17 protein-coding genes are annotated in these 17,155 nt (G+C 51.5%); 14 read left to right on the top strand and 3 right to left on the bottom strand.

Translation table 11 applies throughout. The features are described from left to right. The first annotated feature begins 141 nt into the window (after nucleotides 1-141). The 12 genes from leuS (at nucleotide 142) to lipA (ending at nucleotide 12,808) form a co-directional block, all read left to right on the top strand. The gene (gene leuS, locus L6J37_RS08045) at nucleotides 142-2,718 is read left to right on the top strand and encodes a leucine--tRNA ligase (RefSeq protein WP_218383860.1); all 2,577 of its coding nucleotides are present in this window, start codon (nucleotides 142-144) and stop codon (nucleotides 2,716-2,718) included. A gap of 79 nt (nucleotides 2,719-2,797) precedes the next feature. Continuing rightward, nucleotides 2,798-3,445, top strand: a complete 648-nt coding sequence (locus L6J37_RS08040; RefSeq protein ID WP_237794733.1) for an LPS-assembly lipoprotein LptE — start codon at nucleotides 2,798-2,800, stop codon at nucleotides 3,443-3,445. After that, entirely contained in the window at nucleotides 3,442-4,473 is a 1,032-nt protein-coding gene (gene holA / locus L6J37_RS08035) for a DNA polymerase III subunit delta (RefSeq protein WP_237794731.1), read from the top strand. Before L6J37_RS08040 ends, holA begins: the two co-directional genes overlap by 4 nt. Before the next feature lie 172 nt (nucleotides 4,474-4,645). Beyond that, nucleotides 4,646-4,963 carry a ribosome silencing factor gene (gene rsfS, locus L6J37_RS08030; RefSeq protein WP_192014591.1) on the top strand — a complete coding sequence of 106 codons (318 nt, stop codon included), beginning with the start codon at nucleotides 4,646-4,648 and terminating at the stop codon, nucleotides 4,961-4,963. 7 nt (nucleotides 4,964-4,970) lie between these two features. After that, nucleotides 4,971-5,441 (top strand): 23S rRNA (pseudouridine(1915)-N(3))-methyltransferase RlmH, encoded by a 471-nt coding sequence (gene rlmH / locus L6J37_RS08025; RefSeq protein ID WP_192014590.1) that lies wholly within the window; start codon nucleotides 4,971-4,973, stop codon nucleotides 5,439-5,441. Between the two features lie 5 nt (nucleotides 5,442-5,446). After that, nucleotides 5,447-7,384, top strand: a complete 1,938-nt coding sequence (mrdA, locus tag L6J37_RS08020) for a penicillin-binding protein 2 (RefSeq protein ID WP_237794730.1) — start codon at nucleotides 5,447-5,449, stop codon at nucleotides 7,382-7,384. After that, a complete protein-coding gene (mrdB, locus tag L6J37_RS08015) occupies nucleotides 7,381-8,502 on the top strand; it encodes a peptidoglycan glycosyltransferase MrdB (RefSeq protein WP_237794728.1) in 1,122 nt (373 codons plus the stop codon). The genes mrdA and mrdB overlap by 4 nt, the downstream gene beginning before the upstream one ends. Continuing rightward, nucleotides 8,502-9,314 carry a septal ring lytic transglycosylase RlpA family protein gene (locus L6J37_RS08010; protein ID WP_192014587.1) on the top strand — a complete coding sequence of 271 codons (813 nt, stop codon included), beginning with the start codon at nucleotides 8,502-8,504 and terminating at the stop codon, nucleotides 9,312-9,314. The genes mrdB and L6J37_RS08010 overlap by 1 nt, the downstream gene beginning before the upstream one ends. 151 nt (nucleotides 9,315-9,465) lie before the next feature. Beyond that, on the top strand, nucleotides 9,466-10,641 hold the full coding sequence (locus tag L6J37_RS08005) for a serine hydrolase (RefSeq protein WP_192014586.1): 1,176 nt from the start codon (nucleotides 9,466-9,468) through the stop codon (nucleotides 10,639-10,641). A 157-nt stretch (nucleotides 10,642-10,798) separates the two neighbouring features. Then, nucleotides 10,799-11,074: a DUF493 family protein YbeD gene (ybeD, locus tag L6J37_RS08000; RefSeq protein WP_192014585.1), complete on the top strand. Its 276-nt coding sequence runs from the start codon at nucleotides 10,799-10,801 to the stop codon at nucleotides 11,072-11,074. A 115-nt stretch (nucleotides 11,075-11,189) separates the two neighbouring features. Further along, nucleotides 11,190-11,834 (top strand): lipoyl(octanoyl) transferase LipB, encoded by a 645-nt coding sequence (gene lipB / locus L6J37_RS07995; RefSeq protein WP_192014584.1) that lies wholly within the window; start codon nucleotides 11,190-11,192, stop codon nucleotides 11,832-11,834. Between the two features lie 2 nt (nucleotides 11,835-11,836). Then, a complete protein-coding gene (gene lipA / locus L6J37_RS07990; protein ID WP_192014583.1) occupies nucleotides 11,837-12,808 on the top strand; it encodes a lipoyl synthase in 972 nt (323 codons plus the stop codon). Between the two features lie 139 nt (nucleotides 12,809-12,947). Here the strand turns inward: lipA and bamC are convergent, their stop codons facing one another. Further along, on the bottom strand, nucleotides 12,948-13,979 hold the full coding sequence (gene bamC / locus L6J37_RS07985) for an outer membrane protein assembly factor BamC (protein ID WP_237794726.1): 1,032 nt from the start codon (nucleotides 13,977-13,979) through the stop codon (nucleotides 12,948-12,950). A 17-nt stretch (nucleotides 13,980-13,996) separates the two neighbouring features. After that, complete coding sequence (gene dapA / locus L6J37_RS07980) at nucleotides 13,997-14,893, bottom strand: 4-hydroxy-tetrahydrodipicolinate synthase (RefSeq protein WP_027253793.1); 897 nt, start codon at nucleotides 14,891-14,893, stop codon at nucleotides 13,997-13,999. Nucleotides 14,894-15,181: 288 nt separating this feature from the next. On the opposite strand from dapA, the gene L6J37_RS07975 reads away from it, so the two are divergent. Both L6J37_RS07975 and bcp read left to right on the top strand, forming a co-directional pair. Then, a complete protein-coding gene (locus L6J37_RS07975) occupies nucleotides 15,182-15,724 on the top strand; it encodes a glycine cleavage system protein R (RefSeq protein ID WP_192014581.1) in 543 nt (180 codons plus the stop codon). Between the two features lie 24 nt (nucleotides 15,725-15,748). Next, on the top strand, nucleotides 15,749-16,219 hold the full coding sequence (bcp, locus tag L6J37_RS07970; protein WP_192014580.1) for a thioredoxin-dependent thiol peroxidase: 471 nt from the start codon (nucleotides 15,749-15,751) through the stop codon (nucleotides 16,217-16,219). Between the two features lie 51 nt (nucleotides 16,220-16,270). Here the strand turns inward: bcp and L6J37_RS07965 are convergent, their stop codons facing one another. Beyond that, complete coding sequence (locus tag L6J37_RS07965; RefSeq protein WP_237794724.1) at nucleotides 16,271-17,137, bottom strand: DMT family transporter; 867 nt, start codon at nucleotides 17,135-17,137, stop codon at nucleotides 16,271-16,273. Nucleotides 17,138-17,155: the final 18 nt, after the last annotated feature.

Raw genomic sequence — 17,155 nt, 5'->3', positions numbered from 1 at the left:
GCACGGGCAATCCGTGGCTGAATAATGATAATAACCGGCCTATTCGGCCTCAGCTATTGTTGCTACCTTTACCTTTAGTTATTCTATGTCGATTATTTTGACTGTGTTTGTATTAACTCACAACGATTCCGGAAGTCATCGATGCAAGAACAATACCGTCCACAGGACATTGAACCTAAAGTTCAAGCACATTGGGACAACAACCAAACCTTTGTTGTAAGTGAAGACCCTAATAAAGAAAAATTCTACTGTCTCTCCATGTTCCCGTACCCAAGTGGACGTCTGCACATGGGCCACGTGCGTAACTACACCATCGGTGATGTGATTTCCCGTTATCAGCGCCTGCAGGGCAAGAATGTAATGCAGCCAATCGGCTGGGACGCATTCGGTCTGCCAGCAGAAAATGCAGCGGTGAAGAACAACACCGCCCCTGCGCCGTGGACTTACGAAAACATCGACTACATGAAGAACCAGCTGAAATTACTGGGCTTTGGTTACGACTGGAACCGTGAGTTTGCTACCTGCACCCCGGAATACTACCGCTGGGAGCAGGAATTCTTTACCAAGCTGTATAGCAAAGGCCTGGTCTACAAGAAAACCTCTTCCGTAAACTGGTGCCCGAATGACCAGACAGTGCTGGCCAACGAGCAGGTTGAAGACGGCTGCTGCTGGCGTTGTGATACACCAGTAGAGCAAAAAGAAATTCCGCAGTGGTTTATTAAGATCACGGCTTACGCCCAGGAGCTGCTGGACGATCTGGACAACCTGGAAGGCTGGCCTGAGATGGTCAAAACCATGCAGCGCAACTGGATTGGCCGCTCTGAAGGTGTTGAGCTGTCCTTCGCCGTTGAAGGCCAGGACACACCACTGGAAGTCTATACCACACGTCCAGACACCCTGATGGGGGTGACTTACGTCGGCATTGCCGCCGGTCATCCTCTGGCTGATCTGGCCGCCAAGAACAATCCTGCACTGGCTGCCTTCATTGAAGAATGTAAGAACACCAAAGTGGCAGAGGCCGAACTGGCTACCATGGAGAAGAAAGGCATGGCCACTGGCCTGTATGCCGTTCACCCTCTCAATGGCCGCCGTGTGCCTGTCTATGTCGCTAACTTTGTGCTGATGGACTACGGAACAGGCGCTGTGATGGCCGTCCCTGCCCATGATCAGCGTGACTTTGAATTCGCCACCAAGTACGGGCTGGATATTGTTCCTGTTATCAAGCCGGCCGACGGCAGCGAACTGGATATCAGTGAAGCAGCTTACACCGAAAAAGGCGTGCTGTTCGACTCTGGTGAATTCAACGGTCTGGATTTCCAGGCGGCGTTCGATGCGATTGCCGCCAAGCTGGAAACCGAAGGTAAAGGCAAGAAAACCGTCAACTTCCGCCTGCGTGACTGGGGGGTTTCCCGCCAGCGTTACTGGGGTGCACCGATTCCTATGGTTACCACCCCGGACGGCGAAGTCCATCCTGTCCCTGCCGATCAGCTACCGGTGATCCTGCCGGAAGATGTGGTGATGGACGGCGTGACCAGCCCGATCAAAGCAGACAAGAGCTGGGCAGAAACCACCTTTAACGGTGAACCGGCGCTGCGCGAAACCGATACCTTCGACACCTTTATGGAATCGTCCTGGTATTACGCGCGTTACTGCTCACCTCAGGCGGACGAAATGCTGAATTCTGATGCCGCCAACTACTGGCTGCCGGTTGACCAGTACATCGGCGGTATTGAACATGCCTGTATGCACCTGCTGTACTCACGTTTCTTCCACAAACTGCTGCGCGACAGCGGTATGGTGACGAGCGACGAGCCGTTCAAACAGCTTTTGTGTCAGGGTATGGTACTGGCAGATGCCTTCTACTACACCAGCGAAAAAGGCGCCAAAGTCTGGGTATCGCCAACAGAGGTGACTCTGGAGCGTGACGAAAAAGGCCGCATTACCAAAGCCACTGACGAGCAAGGTAACGAACTGGTGCACTCTGGCATGACCAAGATGTCGAAGTCGAAGAACAACGGCATCGACCCGCAGGAAATGGTCGACAAGTACGGCGCGGATACCGTTCGCCTGTTCATGATGTTCGCCTCGCCGGCTGATATGACGCTGGAGTGGCAGGAATCTGGCGTGGAAGGTGCCAACCGCTTCCTGAAACGAGTCTGGAAACTGGTCTTTGAACATTCGGCAAAAGGTGCGGTCGAAGCACTGGATGCTTCAGCACTGAACGCCGATCAGAAAGCGCTGCGCCGTGATGTTCACAAAACCATCGCCAAAGTCAGCGATGATATTGGCCGTCGTCAGACGTTCAACACAGCTATTGCGGCTATCATGGAGCTGATGAACAAGCTGGGTAAAGCACCACAAGACAGCGCCCAGGATCGTGCCCTGCTGGACGAAGCCCTGAAAGCGGTTGTCCGTATGCTGTACCCAATCACCCCGCATATCTGTTTTGAACTGTGGCATGCACTGGGTGAGTCTAAGGTGGATCATGCTGACTGGCCGGTTGCCGATGACAACGCTATGGTGGAAGATGAGAAGCTCATCATAGTTCAGGTTAACGGTAAACTGCGCGCCAAACTGACTGTCGCGGCAGATGCTGGTAAAGATCAGGTAGAAGCGCTGGCACTGTCAGACGAGAACGTCACCAAATTCACCGACGATAAAACTATTCGCAAGGTGATTTACGTGCCGGGCAAGCTGCTGAACATTGTTGCCAACTAACAGGCATACCAACAACGCCTTCCCAGTGGGAAGGCGTTTTCTCTTTCACTCTCGAATTTGTTACTAAGGAGTAGACACGGTGAGCGCAGCGTCATCCCTACTGTCCCGTTTCCGTCTGGTCTTTGTCGTCGTACTGGCGCTGGCCACTGCATCATGCGGCTTCCATTTACGTGGTAACTACATGCTGCCCGACGATATTGCCCGCCTGTCTCTGACCAGCTTTGATAAATACGGCCCGCTGACCCGTATGGTGAAATCCCAGTTCAAACTGCACGGTATTGAAGCCGTTCCGCCATCGTCTCAGGTGCCCAATCTGCATCTGATCAGTGAATCTCAGGGGGAGCGTACCTTATCCTTATACCAGAACAGCCGTGCCGCCGAGTACGAACTGACCTATACCGTCAACTATCAGGTGGTGGTGCCTGAAAAAGGGGCCAAGCGCTTTACCACTAAAGTTAACCGCAGCTTTCTGGATAACCCGTTAACCGCACTGGCAAAGTCGGTGGAACGCGATATGTTGCTCGATGAAATGCGCCAGCAGGCCTCGCGCCAGATTATGCGTCAGCTTGCCCGTCTGACCGCCGACCTGAACCAGTCAGACTCTGACAATGCAGAGCGTTCTGCCAGCGACGCCAATGGCAGTGTCACAACAATTGAGACAGAAACCGATGCCGATAAACAGGCCGCAGATCGGATGTTCGACACCATGGACAGCGCGGCGCAATGAGGATCTACCCGGAACAGCTGGCTGAGCGATTAAAACAGGGGTTAGCCTCCGCTTATCTGCTTGCTGGCAACGAACCTTTGCTGTTACAGGAAACGGCTGACCGGGTGCGGCAACAGGCCAAAGACGCCGGTTTTCTCGAGCGACACAGCCACAGCATAGATAATCAGCTGGACTGGAATGAAGTACTGGATAATTGCCAGGCGCTGAGTTTGTTCTCTTCACGCCAGATCATCGAACTGACCATGCCGGACAGCGGTATCACGGCGACTCAGGCCAAATCACTGCAAACAGTGATTGATGCTTTACATCCGGATATCCTGTTGCTGGTGCAGGGCCCGCGTCTCAATAAAAAACAAGAAAGCAGCGCCTGGTTTAAAGCGCTCACGACTCAGGGGATATATGTGCCCTGCAATACGCCTGATGCCCGTCAGCTACCCCGCTTCATCCAGCAGCGTTGTCAGCAACTGGGGCTGAATGCCGATGCAGAAACCATACAGATACTGGCTCAGTGGCATGAAGGTAACCTGCTGGCACTGGCACAGAGTCTGCACAAACTCACCCTGATTTATCCTGACGGCACCCTGACCGTGCCCCGGATTCAGGAGGCGCTCAGCCGCCATAACCACTACACCCCGTTTCAGTTGCTGGATGCCTTACTGGCCGGCCAGGCAAAACGCAGTCAGCGCATTGTGCGCCAGCTCGAAGCCGAAGGGGTGGAAGCTATTATTATTCTGCGTACCTTGCAACGTGAACTGACCCAGCTGTACCGCATGCAGGAAATGGGTAAACATGGAATCCCTTTGAATCGGATCCTCGAAAATTTTCGGGTTTGGCAAAACCGGCGTGAGCTCTATGTGGGCGCCTTGCACCGATTACCCTTACCTGCCCTGCTAACAGCTATCCAACAACTCAGTCAGCTTGAACGCCAGGCTAAAACCGACTATGACACTAGTGTCTGGCCCGGTTTAAGCACATTATGCGCCATGATGTGCGGACTGAGTAAGGGCTTACCTTTGCAGTCCCACTGACACCGCTGGCAAATTATTGTTAAAACTGGCTGATGCTCAAAAAATCTGTACATCACTGCACCACGCAAGCGTCAGCCAGAATTGAGCATGGTATACTCCAGCGTTAAAATGTGAACCCGATCGGCCCACCTGACTCTAATAACAAGAGAAGACTGAATTGAGGGAGACCCCTTTGCAGCTACAAGAACTACACGACTTCGTCATTGACAAAATTGATGACATGAAAGCCCTGGACATAGTCACTCTGGATGTGCGCGGCAAATCCAGCATTACTGATCTCATGGTCGTTTGTACCGGTACTTCAAACCGCCACGTCGCTTCGATTGCAGACAATGTCAACACTGCCTCCAAACTGATAGACTTCCCGCCGTTTGGTATCAGTGGCGAAGAAGACGCTGAATGGGTCGTGGTTGATATGGGAAGCGTCATGCTGCACATCATGCAAGAAGATGCGCGTCAGCTTTACCAACTGGAGAAGCTTTGGGGCTAACTGACGGATGAAGTTGCAACTGATCGCGGTCGGCACAAAAATGCCTAAATGGGTAGAAACCGGCTTTGAGGAATACCGCCGCCGTTTTCCTAAAGATATGCCGCTGGAACTGATTGAAATTACAGCCGGCAAACGGGGTAAAAATGCGGATATAGCCCGTATTCTGCAAAAAGAAGGCGAGGCTATGCTGGCTGCCGTTGCCAAAGGCAACCGCATTGTCACCTTAGATATTCCGGGTAAACGCTGGGACACAGAACAACTGGCCGATCAGATGGAAAGCTGGAAACTGGACGGCCGGGATGTGTCTATACTGATTGGCGGACCTGAAGGTCTGGCACCGGCCTGTAAAGCCGCTGCAGAACAAAGCTGGTCCCTGTCTCCGTTAACGCTGCCACATCCGCTGGTGCGTATTGTGATGGCCGAAAGCCTTTACCGGGCCTGGAGCATCACAGCCAACCACCCATACCACAGGGAATAGACGGCATGCGCAGAAAGCGACTTCAGATCCGGGATCATCAGGCCGAATCGTCTCTGTTTTTCAGACGAGCGGTCTTCTCCTTTGTCGGTATCTTTGCTTTGATTGGTGTGCTGATTGCGAACCTGTATCACATTCAGGTTCGTGAGTTTGAAGATTATCAGACCCGCTCCAATGACAACCGCATCAAAATTGTCCCTGTCTCGCCTAACCGCGGCATGATTTACGACCGTAACGGCGTATTACTGGCCGAAAACAGGCCAGTGTATTCGCTGGAAGTGGTCACAGAGAAAGTCCCGGATCTGGATGATACCTTTGGCCGTCTGAAATCACTGCTGGGGATCTCAGAGGAAGAGATTGAACGCTTTGACAAAGAGCGTCGCCGTACTCGGCGCTTTAACTCTGTACCGCTGCGTAACCAGCTGACCGAAAAAGAAGTCGCCCTTTTCTCCGTTAATCAGCACCGTTTTCCGGGTGTGGAGGTTAAAGCCTACCTGAAACGTTACTACCCTTACGGCGACGCGCTCACCCATGTGCTTGGTTATGTGGCAAAAATCAATGACAGGGATCTAGAGATGCTGGACAGGGAAGAGCGCCTTAACAACTACAAGGCCACCCGGGATATCGGCAAGCTGGGCATTGAAAAATACTATGAAGAGTTGCTGCACGGCACCTCTGGCTACCAGGAAGTCGAAGTCAACAGCCGCGGCCGTATCATCCGCACCCTGAAATATGTACCGCCTGTGCCGGGCAAAGATCTGCGCCTGAATCTGGATATTGGTCTGCAGTTGTATGTTAAAGAGCTGCTGACTGAAAAGAAAATCGACCCGGAAACCGGTGAAGAATACACCAAGCTGAAACGGGGTTCTGTGGTGGTGATGGATCCAGAAGATTCCTCCGTGCTTGCGATGGTTTCCAGCCCGAGTTATGACCCTAACCTGTTCGTACATGGCATTTCTTCGAAACAGTACAACGAATTACTCAATGACAAAGACAGGCCGCTGGTGAACCGGGTTACTCTGGGGATTTACCCGCCGGCCTCAACCGTCAAACCGGCGATTGCTGTGGCAGCCTTAGCCGAAGGCGTCATCACAACACGGACGACACGCAACGATCCTGGCTACTGGAAAATCCCGAACACCAACAGCCGGCCATTCCGTGACTGGCTGCGCTGGGGTCACGGCAAAGTCAGTATCCACAAAGCCATTGAAGAGTCAGTCGATACCTTTTTCTATCAGATTGCCTATGACATGGGGATCGACAGGTTATCATCGTGGATGAGCAAGTTTGGCTACGGTGAATATACCGGGATTGATATTGCGGAAGAGAGCAAAGCAAACATGCCTACCCGCGAATGGAAACAGGCACGTTTCCGCCAGCCCTGGTATCAGGGCGACACCATTCCTGTCGGGATCGGGCAAGGGTACTGGACATCAACGCCATTGCAGATAGCCAAAGCGACCACAGTACTGGTCAATGACGGTGTTGTCCGGGCGCCGCATTTGCTGAAAAGCATTATGGATGCCGATGGAGAAATCCCCGCCAAGTACGAAGTTTTTCCACCCATTTCCGGTGTCGATCCTAAATACTGGCAGGTCGCCAAAGATGGTATGTACCGGGTACTGCATGGCAACCGCGGGACGGCAAGACGCGCTTTCTACGGCGCAGAATACAAAGCTGGCGGTAAATCCGGTTCAGCCCAGGTTTTCGGACTGGCTGAAGATGAAGAATATAATGCCGAAGAGCTTGAAGAACATCTGCGAGACCACGCGCTGTTCACCGCTTTTGCCCCCTTTGAGCACCCTGAATACGTAGTGGCAATGGTGCTTGAAAATGCCGGTGGCGGTTCCAGTAATGGTGGCCCGGTAGCAAGGCAGATTTTTGACCATATGCTGCTCAATCAAGATGACAAAGATAAATCGACATTGGCTGAGGTTTCGCAATGAGTATCATGGCTGCGGCAGGCAGCAAAGCCACCTTGAGTGATCGCCTGCATATCGACGTTCCTTTATTATTGGGGATCCTGACGCTGATGGGATTCGCCCTGGTCGTCATGTACAGTGCCAGCGGCCAGAACCTTGACATGATGGAACGCCAGGCGGTCCGTATGCTGCTGTCTCTGGCGGTGATGTTCATCCTGGCCCAGATTGCCCCTCGCCACTATGAAGCCTGGGCTCCCTATCTGTTCGGGGTCGGCTTACTGCTGCTGGTGGGAGTACTGCTGGTGGGCGAAATTTCCAAAGGGGCACAGCGCTGGCTGGATCTGGGCGTCGTCCGTTTCCAGCCTTCTGAATTGATCAAACTGGCTGTCCCCTTAATGGTGGCCCGTTTTATCGGAAACCACCCGCTGCCCCCCAGCCTGAAAAATATTATCATCGCAACCCTGATGATTTTCGTGCCAACCATTCTAATTGCCAAACAACCCGATCTGGGCACATCGATCCTGATCGCCGCATCCGGGGTATTTGTGCTTTTTCTGTCCGGCATCAGCTGGCGGATTATTATTTTTGCCGGCATGCTGATCGGTGCGTTCATCCCGGTGCTCTGGTTCTTCCTGATGCATGATTATCAGCGCACCCGGGTGCTGACACTGTTTAACCCTGAGTCCGATCCACTCGGCGCGGGTTATCACATCATTCAGTCGAAAATTGCCATTGGTTCAGGCGGTATTACCGGTAAAGGCTGGCTCCACGGTACCCAGTCACAGCTGGAGTTTTTGCCGGAACGCCATACCGACTTCATTTTTGCCGTCATCGCAGAGGAATGGGGACTGTCCGGGGTCATCGGCCTGCTGGCCCTGTATCTGTTCGTTATCGGCCGCGGACTGCTACTGGCCAGCCGGGCACAAACCGCCTTTGGCCGTATGATGGCAGGCAGTATCGTATTGAGCTTTTTTGTTTATGTATTCGTCAATATTGGCATGGTCAGTGGCTTATTGCCTGTGGTCGGCGTTCCGCTGCCCCTGATCAGCTACGGCGGCACCTCCATGGTCACCCTGATGGCAGGTTTCGGTATCCTGATGTCTATCCACACCCACAGAAAAATGTTGTCCAAGGCTAACTGATGCACACAGTGTCCAAATCACTCGCTTTTTCACTCAGTGTCACCCTGCTCATGGCAGGGTGCAGCACGACTCACTCCGATCGCTATCAGATAAAAGATGACCACGCGCCAGAGAGTTCCCCCACCCTGGATCACATTGAAGATGCACAGCCAAGGTACGAGCCCAAAAGTCTGGCCGGCAATAAAGATTACACGCTGAGAGGCCAGGCCTACGCCATTGTACCGGCCGAGCAGCCTTTTAGTGAAGAAGGGCTGGCCTCATGGTACGGCAAAAAGTTTCATGGTCACAAAACGTCTAACGGCGAAATTTATGACATGTATTCGATGACAGCGGCGCATAAAACCTTACCGTTACCCAGCTATGTCAGAGTCACCAATACCAGCAATGGCAAAAGTGCCATTGTCCGGGTCAATGACCGCGGCCCGTTCCATGAAGGACGTATCATAGATCTCAGCATGGCAGCGGCCACCAAACTGGATGTGGTGGGTCACGGCACGGCGCCGGTCAAAATTGAGCTGCTGCAGATGCCCAAACCAGACTCTACTGCTGAATGGCAAAGCGCAAATCCCAAATGGTTCTTTGTGCAATTGGCAGCATTCAGTGATCTCAATAAAGCCCAACTCGCCGCTCAGAAGCTCAAATCAGAGTTCAACACCCAGGTTGATGTAAAAAAAGCCGAGTCCGCCGCCGTCTATCGGCTTCGCCTGGGTCCGTACCTCGACTCAGGTGAAGCCGAGATACAAAGAAATAAAGCCAGGGCGAGCCAATTCCCAGAAGCATTTGTCGTTTCTGAACAACGTGAGTTGAACTAATTTGTCAGGGCAAAGTCTGACAAAAGAATGTAAAAATTTCACAAGATCCCTCAATGAACCACTATTCCTCTGGTTGAGAACTGTTTAAACAAGCTCAATCTGATATAGTGGTTCCAATTTTTTGATATCCGTAACCCAAGTAACATATATCATGAATAAATCTGCTGCATTTTTTCGCTCTGTCGCTGTTTCAACCGCTTTACTGACTAGTCTTTCAGCGGCCGCGGCGCCCGCCGTTGTTCCAGAAGCCCCGCAGATAGCCGCTAAAGGTTATGTCCTGATGGATTACCATTCAGGCAAAATTCTTGCCGGGCAACAAGAATACGATAAGATTCCACCTGCAAGCCTGACTAAAATGATGACCAGTTATGTGATCGGTCAGGAAATCAAACGCGGTAACATCTCTATGGATGATACTGTTGTGATCAGCAAAAATGCCTGGGCAAAAAATTTCCCGGGTTCATCAAAAATGTTCATTGAAGTGGGCAGCGAAGTAAAAGTCGCTGACCTTAATCGCGGCATTATTATTCAGTCCGGCAATGATGCCTGTGTGGCCATGGCTGAACATGTCGCCGGTTCAGAAGACTCGTTCGTTGATCTGATGAATGGCTGGGCGAAATCGCTGGGCATGGATTCAACACACTTCGCCAATGTACACGGCCTGGACAACGACAAACTGTACACCACACCTTATGATATGGCCTTGCTGGCACAGGGTCTGATCCGTGATGTGCCGGATGAGTTTGCCATCTATAAAGAAAAATCATTCCGTTACAACGGCATTGAACAGTTTAACCGTAACAGCCTGCTGTGGGACAAAAGCCTGAATGTTGACGGCCTGAAAACCGGCCACACGGACAATGCGGGTTACAGCCTGGTCAGTACCGCCACTGAAGGTCAGATGCGCCTGATTGCGGTTGTGATGGGCACCAAAAGCGCCAATGCCCGTAAGGCTGAGAGTAAGAAGTTACTGAACTACGGTTTCCGCTTCTTCGAAACCGTTTCGCCGCATAAAGCGAACGAAACTTTTGTCACCGAAAAAGTCTGGATGGGCGACAACGATGAAGTCTCCCTGGGCGTCAATCAGGATACTTTCGTGACCTTGCCTCGCGGTTCCGCCAAAGATCTGAAAGCTAACTTTGTGCTGGAAAAAGAGTTAAAAGCGCCTATCCGTAAAGGCGACGTGGTAGGTAAACTTTACTACCGTCTGGGCGATGAAGACGTGGCTGAATACCCGCTTCTGGCGCTCAACGAAGTTAACGAAGGCAGTATTTTCAGCCGCTTAATTGACTACGTAGTCTTACTCTTTAAAGGCTGGCTAAGCTAAGTCACCGCTTTTGATAAAGGACAGCCTCGCTGTCCTTTTTCTTTTTGCCGCTGCGGCCTGCTTCCCAGCCCCTATGCTTGACTTGTGTTATGGACTGCGAGCCATTAATATGCTGCCCTAAATTGTGATATACCGCATACCTTCCTGGGAGTTCAGCATGCAACAGCAAGAACAGCCAAAACTTAAAGATTTACTCGAGTTCCCTTGTCAGTTTTCTTTCAAGGTAATGGGCTTTAACAAGCCTGAGCTGCCTGATTTGGTGGTGGAAGTTGTCCAGCGTCATGCGCCTGGCGATTATACCCCAACCGTTAAACCAAGCGGAAAAGGGACCTACAGTGCCGTGTCTATCACTATCACAGCGACCCATATTGAGCAGGTTGAAACCCTGTATAAAGAGCTGGGTGAAATCGACATTGTTCGTGTCGTGCTCTGATACCTGGTCCTACCGAGCAATTGGCGGCTGAAATTTTAGCCGCCACGATTTATAATGCACCATTATTGGTCTCGAATGGCTCTCAACTGAGACCGACAGACAACATGGGTGAAATGTGCAACGAAATCTCATTGTCCGCAATCTGGGCCTGACAGACTATTCTGTTACTTATGAGGCCATGCATCACTTTACCGCCAACCGTGATGACGACACTGTCGACGAAATCTGGCTGGTTGAGCACCTTCCCGTCTTTACACAGGGTCAGGCTGGCAAAGCTGAACACGTGCTCAATCCCGGCGACATCCCGATTTTTCAGAGTGACCGTGGCGGACAGGTGACCTATCATGGTCCCGGACAACAAATGATGTATCTGTTGATTGACCTGCGTCGCCATAAACTTGGCGTCCGCGAACTGGTCACGCACATTGAAAACACCGTAATCAACACGCTATCCCGCTTCGGTGTAGCATCCAACGCCCGTCCTGATGCACCTGGCGTGTATGTCGACGGTAAAAAAATCTGCTCACTCGGCCTACGTATCCGTCGCGGCTGTTCTTTTCATGGTCTGGCTCTTAATGTCGACATGGATTTAACACCTTTTCTGCGTATTAATCCCTGCGGTTATGCGGGTATGGAAATGACTCAGCTGGCCAGGCTAAATGGCCCTACAGAACTGGCTGACGTGCAACCTGTACTTGTCGATGAGTTAGTGAAACTGCTCGATTACCAGAGCATAGAGTGGACAACGGAAAGCAATTAATCATGAGCAAACCGATCGTAATTGAACCTGGTGTCAAATACCGTGACGCCGATAAAATGGCCCTGATTCCTGTACGTAACATGGAAGCAGAGGAAAAGCCTCGCGAAATGCTGCGTAAGCCAGAGTGGATGAAGATCAAGCTCCCGGCCGACACTCAGCGTATTCAGGAAATCAAAGCGGCGATGCGCAAGAACAACCTCCACTCCGTGTGTGAGGAAGCCTCTTGCCCTAACCTGGCAGAGTGTTTCAGTCACGGTACTGCGACCTTCATGATTCTGGGTGCTATCTGTACTCGTCGTTGTCCGTTCTGCGACGTGGCCCACGGCCGTCCTCTGCCTCCGAATGCCGAAGAGCCGGTACAGCTTTCTCAGACCATTGCCGACATGAAACTGCGCTATGTGGTTGTCACCTCGGTTGACCGTGATGATCTCCGTGATGGTGGTGCCCAACACTTTGCTGACTGTATCCGTGAGATTCGGGTGAAAAACCCTGACATCAAAATCGAAACTCTGGTACCCGACTTCCGTGGTCGTATGGATCATGCTCTGGAGATCCTGCGCGATAACCCGCCGGATGTCTTCAACCACAACCTGGAAACCGCACCGCGCCTGTACCGCAAGGCCCGCCCGGGTGCCAACTACCAGTGGTCACTGGATCTGCTGAAAAAGTTTGGTGAGATGCATCCTGAAGTGCCGACCAAGTCAGGCCTGATGATGGGACTGGGTGAAACCAAAGAAGAAATTGTGGAAGTACTGAAAGATCTTCGCGCTCACGGTGTCACCATGCTGACACTGGGTCAGTACCTGGCACCAAGCCGACATCACCTGCCGGTTGAGCGTTATGTGCCGCCGTCAGAGTTTGATGAGCTGAAAGAAATCGCGCTGGAACTGGGCTTTACTCATGCTGCCTGTGGCCCGTTTGTTCGCTCATCCTACCATGCCGATCTGCAGGCAAAAGGCGAAGTAGTGAAGTAAAACGCGTGATAGCAGAGAATACCCTTTCTCTTATCCGTACATAAGAAAACGCTTCGGCAATCCTTTCAGATGCCGAAGCGTTTTTTTGTCGTTCTCGTTTTGTCAGTTAACTTTTGTCGCGATAAGAATCAGAAAAAAATTACTTCTGATTATCTTTGTCAATCACAGCGGCTAATACCGGAGCAATACTTTCTAATGCCTCGTCTGTGATCGGTTTTCCGTCTTCATCTGTCACTGTGATCGAAGTCCGGTTACCCAAATCCCCCAGCTGCAACTTATATTCGCGGTTTTCCAACTGCAGAGGCTGAATGCCTAAATCGACCCAGAAGCTGTCATCCGGGTTACGGAAGCTCACATCGATCGTGCCTTGTGAGCGATTACGCCCGTCGACAGTAAAGCCCAGGGTCTGCAACAGACTTGGCAGGCGTTCCCAGAACACGTTATAAGGCGCGCGGGCGATAATCACAGGCAAGCCGCTACGATCCTGGCCCATAGTGATTGGGATCTGCTTCACCAGCTCCTCGGCACGTAATCTTGCTTTCTCTCGCTCATAAGCATCGTACTTGGCCATCACCAGGTTGGTCATCAGAATGCTGTAACGCTCCTGATTAACCATACTGACAGGTTTCTCTACACCGGCTTCACGCCAGTCGAGCAGTTTGATGGTATACAGGTTCTGGTCGTTGGCACTGGCACGAGAAATCCGATAGCGACTGCTTATCTCAGTATCTTCATCTTCGTTGTTCCAGTTCACCCACCCGGTTTCAAGCGTCCGGGCCGTATTCACATCAAGAGCAATATTACGCTCAGTTGCCATACGTTTGGTCAGAGTCCACAACTCGTCCAGTTCAGCCGAATTCACTAACTGCAAACTAACGGTACCATCGCTGTTGTGCACAGTTCTGGCACCAGGGATCAGGGCCAGAACTTGCTGAGGAGGGCGAATATCAACAGCCCTGCCAATCGCGCCCGGGTATTCTTTAGACGGTATCGCATACTCGTTCGACAGCGTCGCTGCTGAGCCGCTAGGGCTGTTCCAGCTGCTTAACGGCGCTGTTTCCAGATAATTAAAATCCTGGTTAGCCTGTCGGCGTCGCTCTGCACTGCCAGAACAGCCAGCCAAAGCAGCCACCATGACAGCTGTAACTGCCAGCCTGTAATTCACATTCATGTAGAGTTCTTACGTTCCTATGCGGTAGCCAGTGAAGGCAGCAGTTTCGCATCTTTCAACGCTTGCAACACCACAGGTTCAGCCTCTTTGCTCAGTGGCGTTAATGGCAAACGCAGTGTGCCGTGCTGAATCAGTCCAAGCTTTTGTGCTGCCCATTTCACCGGAATGGGATTGGACTCAACAAACAGGTGCTTGTGCAGCGGCATCAGTTTAGCATCAATGGCTTTCGCCTCGTCCAGTTCTCCTTTTAAGGCCAACTGGAACATAGTTGCCATATCTGGTGCTGCAATATTCGCCGTCACAGAAATCACGCCGTGACCGCCGCGTGCCACAAATTCCAGACCTGTTGCATCATCACCGCTGAATTGGAGGAAATCTTTGCCACAAAGTTCCCGTGTTTTTTCCACTCGGGCTAAATCACCTGTCGCATCTTTGACGCCGATAATGTTATCCAGCTTAGACAGGCGGGCAACCGTTTCAGGCAACATGTCTACCGACGTACGACCTGGTACGTTATACAGAATCTGAGGCAGATCGGTGGCTTCTGAAATCGCTTTAAAATGCTGATACAAACCTTCCTGAGTCGGTTTGTTGTAATACGGTGTGACGGTCAGGCAAGCTGCTACGCCCGTACCCGAGAATAGTTTGCTAAAAGTGATGGCTTCATGGGTGGCATTAGCGCCTGTACCGGCAATAACAGGGATACGTCCCTGAGCAAAATCGACTGTCTTCAGCACGACTTTGACGTGCTCTTCAACAGTCAGAGTCGCTGACTCACCTGTGGTACCAACAGCGACAATCGCGTCTGTACCCGCTGCAATATGATATTCAACCAAGGATTTCAGGCTGGCGTAATCAACTTCGCCGACTTCATCCAAGGGCGTAACTAGCGCTACCATGCTACCAGTAAACATGTCGATCTCCCTTTTTTATTGATTTCTCATGGTACTTTTCAGTGGCAGTAAACACAAGCAAGTAGAATGTAAAATAGCTGTCATGGCTGGCCATATCCTGTTCGTTAATTCTGTCCTGTGATCCCCTGTCAAAAGTGGATTAAACCAGTGGCTTGCACCATTGCCAGCGAATTTAACAACAAAATATACCAATCATAACAATATCATCATTTGCGCAGGTAACTTCATGGCAGGAGATAAGTTGGCTGTGCTACCATGCAAACATAAAGGTCATCAATGTGAAACTGTATGGAACACTACCTCGTCATCACCGCAATCGGCTCAGATCGCCCGGGTATTACTGATGAAATTACCCGACATATCTCACTCAGCGGCTGCAATATTGAAGACAGCCGACTGGCTATTTTTGGCAGTGAATTTACCTTCATACTTTTACTGTCAGGAACGGCAGCATCGATAGCCAAGGTTGAAGCAACCCTGCCGCTTCAGGCCCAGCAGTTTGATCTGCTGACCGTTATGAAAAGAACCACCAAGCACGAGCACCGCTTTTATCCCTATACCGCCGACTTCCACATTGAAGGCAATGATGCCCCGGGTCTGATAGAAAAGTTCACCCATTTCTGTGCCAGCCGCCAAATAGACATCTCAGCACTCAGTGCTCACTCCCAGGAAGAAGTAGGTAAAGGTGAAGAAGACCAGCTCACCTTACAACTCAGTACTAATCTGCCTGAAGGTTGCAATCTGATGTCTTTGCAGGAAGAATTTGAAGCCCTGTGCCAGACAGTGCAAGTCACAGGCACAGTGACATTTACCGGCCATTTACCCAAGTAACCTCCGAATGATAAGGAACGACACATGCAAACCTTGACTGCAGGTACTCCTGCGCCTGACTTCACTCTGCCAGATCAGAATGGTGCGCCTGTCAGCCTGAAAGACTTCAAAGGTAAAAAAGTACTCGCTTATTTTTATCCTAAGGCCATGACCCCGGGCTGTACCGTACAAGCCTGCGGATTACGCGACAGCAAATCGGAGCTGGATGCGCTGAACGTCGCTGTACTGGGTATCAGTATTGATCCGGTCAAACGCCTGCCTAAATTCATTGAGCGCGACAACCTGAACTTCACTCTGCTCTCTGATGAAGATCATGCTGTTGCCGAACAGTTTGGCGTATGGGGCGAGAAAAAGTTCATGGGCAAAGTGTACGATGGCCTGCACCGTATCAGCTTTCTGATTAACGAAGACGGTGTCATTGAACATGTCTTTAATAAGTTCAAAACCAAAGATCACCACGAAGTCGTGCTGGCTTATCTGAACGGTAACAGCTAGTCCTGCAGACACTCAGCAAAGGCCGTCAGCTCGGCCTTTGTGCTTTCAGCGTCATCGCCCTGAATTGGTCACTTTTCGGGCCCCGATAACCATGGCTATCCCTCCCAGAATCGCCATCGAAGCGACCAGCAATCGTAGTGTCACGGGCTCCGATAACATCAGCACACCACCGACAGCCGCCAGAACAGGCACGCTGAGCTGAACGGTAGCCGCTATCATTGCGCTCAGCGAAGGTAAGACAGTATACCAAATCGCATAACCGACGCCTGAGGCTAGCCCACCAGAAAGCACGGCATACCACACCCCGAGCACATCCAGCTCAGTTTTCCCCCATATCAACCAGCATGCCAGACCAAATGGCACAGCACGCAAAAAGTTCCCTGCCGTCGTCTGGAGCGGATCTGTGGCACCTTTACCTCGCAGGGTATAGGCTCCCCAAGCCACCCCCGCCATCAGCATCAGAGCAGCTCCCTGCCAGGAAGGCGCTGACACCCCGGGTAACAAAAGCACCACCAGCCCTGCCAGGGCAAGTGTAAAACCAATCACTTGCAAGGAGGTCAGCCTTTCACCTTTGCTCAGCGCAACGGCCATCATGGTGATTTGCACCGCGGCAAATAGCAGTAATGCACCAGTCGCTGCTGTCAGGCTGAGATAAGCAAAAGAAAAGCCGGCTGCATAGATGAAGAGTGCCAGCGCAGACAGCCAGTTGCCGCCCACACTCGCTTTGTGTTTCTTACCTGAATGACGGTAAGCGTGAATGAGCCATAAAAACAGAGCCCCCGCCAGTAAACGAATCAGAGTAAAACTGGCGGGATCAATTGTCGTGTCAGACAAGGCCACCCGGTTAAGCAGTGAATTGGCAGCAAACGCCAGCATCGCCAGCCCGGTCAGCAGTAATATCTTCACGGATATATTCACGCAACCTCCCTGTGCGAT

The sequence above is a fragment of the Photobacterium sp. WH77 genome (assembly GCF_022014395.1).
Classification (GTDB): Bacteria; Pseudomonadota; Gammaproteobacteria; order Enterobacterales; family Vibrionaceae; genus Photobacterium; species Photobacterium arenosum.
Note: the sequence above shows the minus strand (reverse complement) of the source record. Positions and strands in the feature narration are given on the sequence as shown.

Coding starts and splice junctions, on each gene's coding strand:
- leuS (WP_218383860.1), top strand. CDS start 142: ATGCAAGAACAATACCGTCCACAGGACATTGAACCTAAAGTTCAAGCA.
- lipA (WP_192014583.1), top strand. CDS start 11,837: ATGAGCAAACCGATCGTAATTGAACCTGGTGTCAAATACCGTGACGCC.
- bcp (WP_192014580.1), top strand. CDS start 15,749: ATGCAAACCTTGACTGCAGGTACTCCTGCGCCTGACTTCACTCTGCCA.
- rlmH (WP_192014590.1), top strand. CDS start 4,971: ATGAAGTTGCAACTGATCGCGGTCGGCACAAAAATGCCTAAATGGGTA.
- mrdA (WP_237794730.1), top strand. CDS start 5,447: ATGCGCAGAAAGCGACTTCAGATCCGGGATCATCAGGCCGAATCGTCT.
- L6J37_RS08010 (WP_192014587.1), top strand. CDS start 8,502: ATGCACACAGTGTCCAAATCACTCGCTTTTTCACTCAGTGTCACCCTG.
- holA (WP_237794731.1), top strand. CDS start 3,442: ATGAGGATCTACCCGGAACAGCTGGCTGAGCGATTAAAACAGGGGTTA.
- bamC (WP_237794726.1), bottom strand. CDS start 13,979: ATGAATGTGAATTACAGGCTGGCAGTTACAGCTGTCATGGTGGCTGCT.
- L6J37_RS08005 (WP_192014586.1), top strand. CDS start 9,466: ATGAATAAATCTGCTGCATTTTTTCGCTCTGTCGCTGTTTCAACCGCT.
- dapA (WP_027253793.1), bottom strand. CDS start 14,893: ATGTTTACTGGTAGCATGGTAGCGCTAGTTACGCCCTTGGATGAAGTC.
- L6J37_RS07975 (WP_192014581.1), top strand. CDS start 15,182: ATGGAACACTACCTCGTCATCACCGCAATCGGCTCAGATCGCCCGGGT.
- mrdB (WP_237794728.1), top strand. CDS start 7,381: ATGAGTATCATGGCTGCGGCAGGCAGCAAAGCCACCTTGAGTGATCGC.
- ybeD (WP_192014585.1), top strand. CDS start 10,799: ATGCAACAGCAAGAACAGCCAAAACTTAAAGATTTACTCGAGTTCCCT.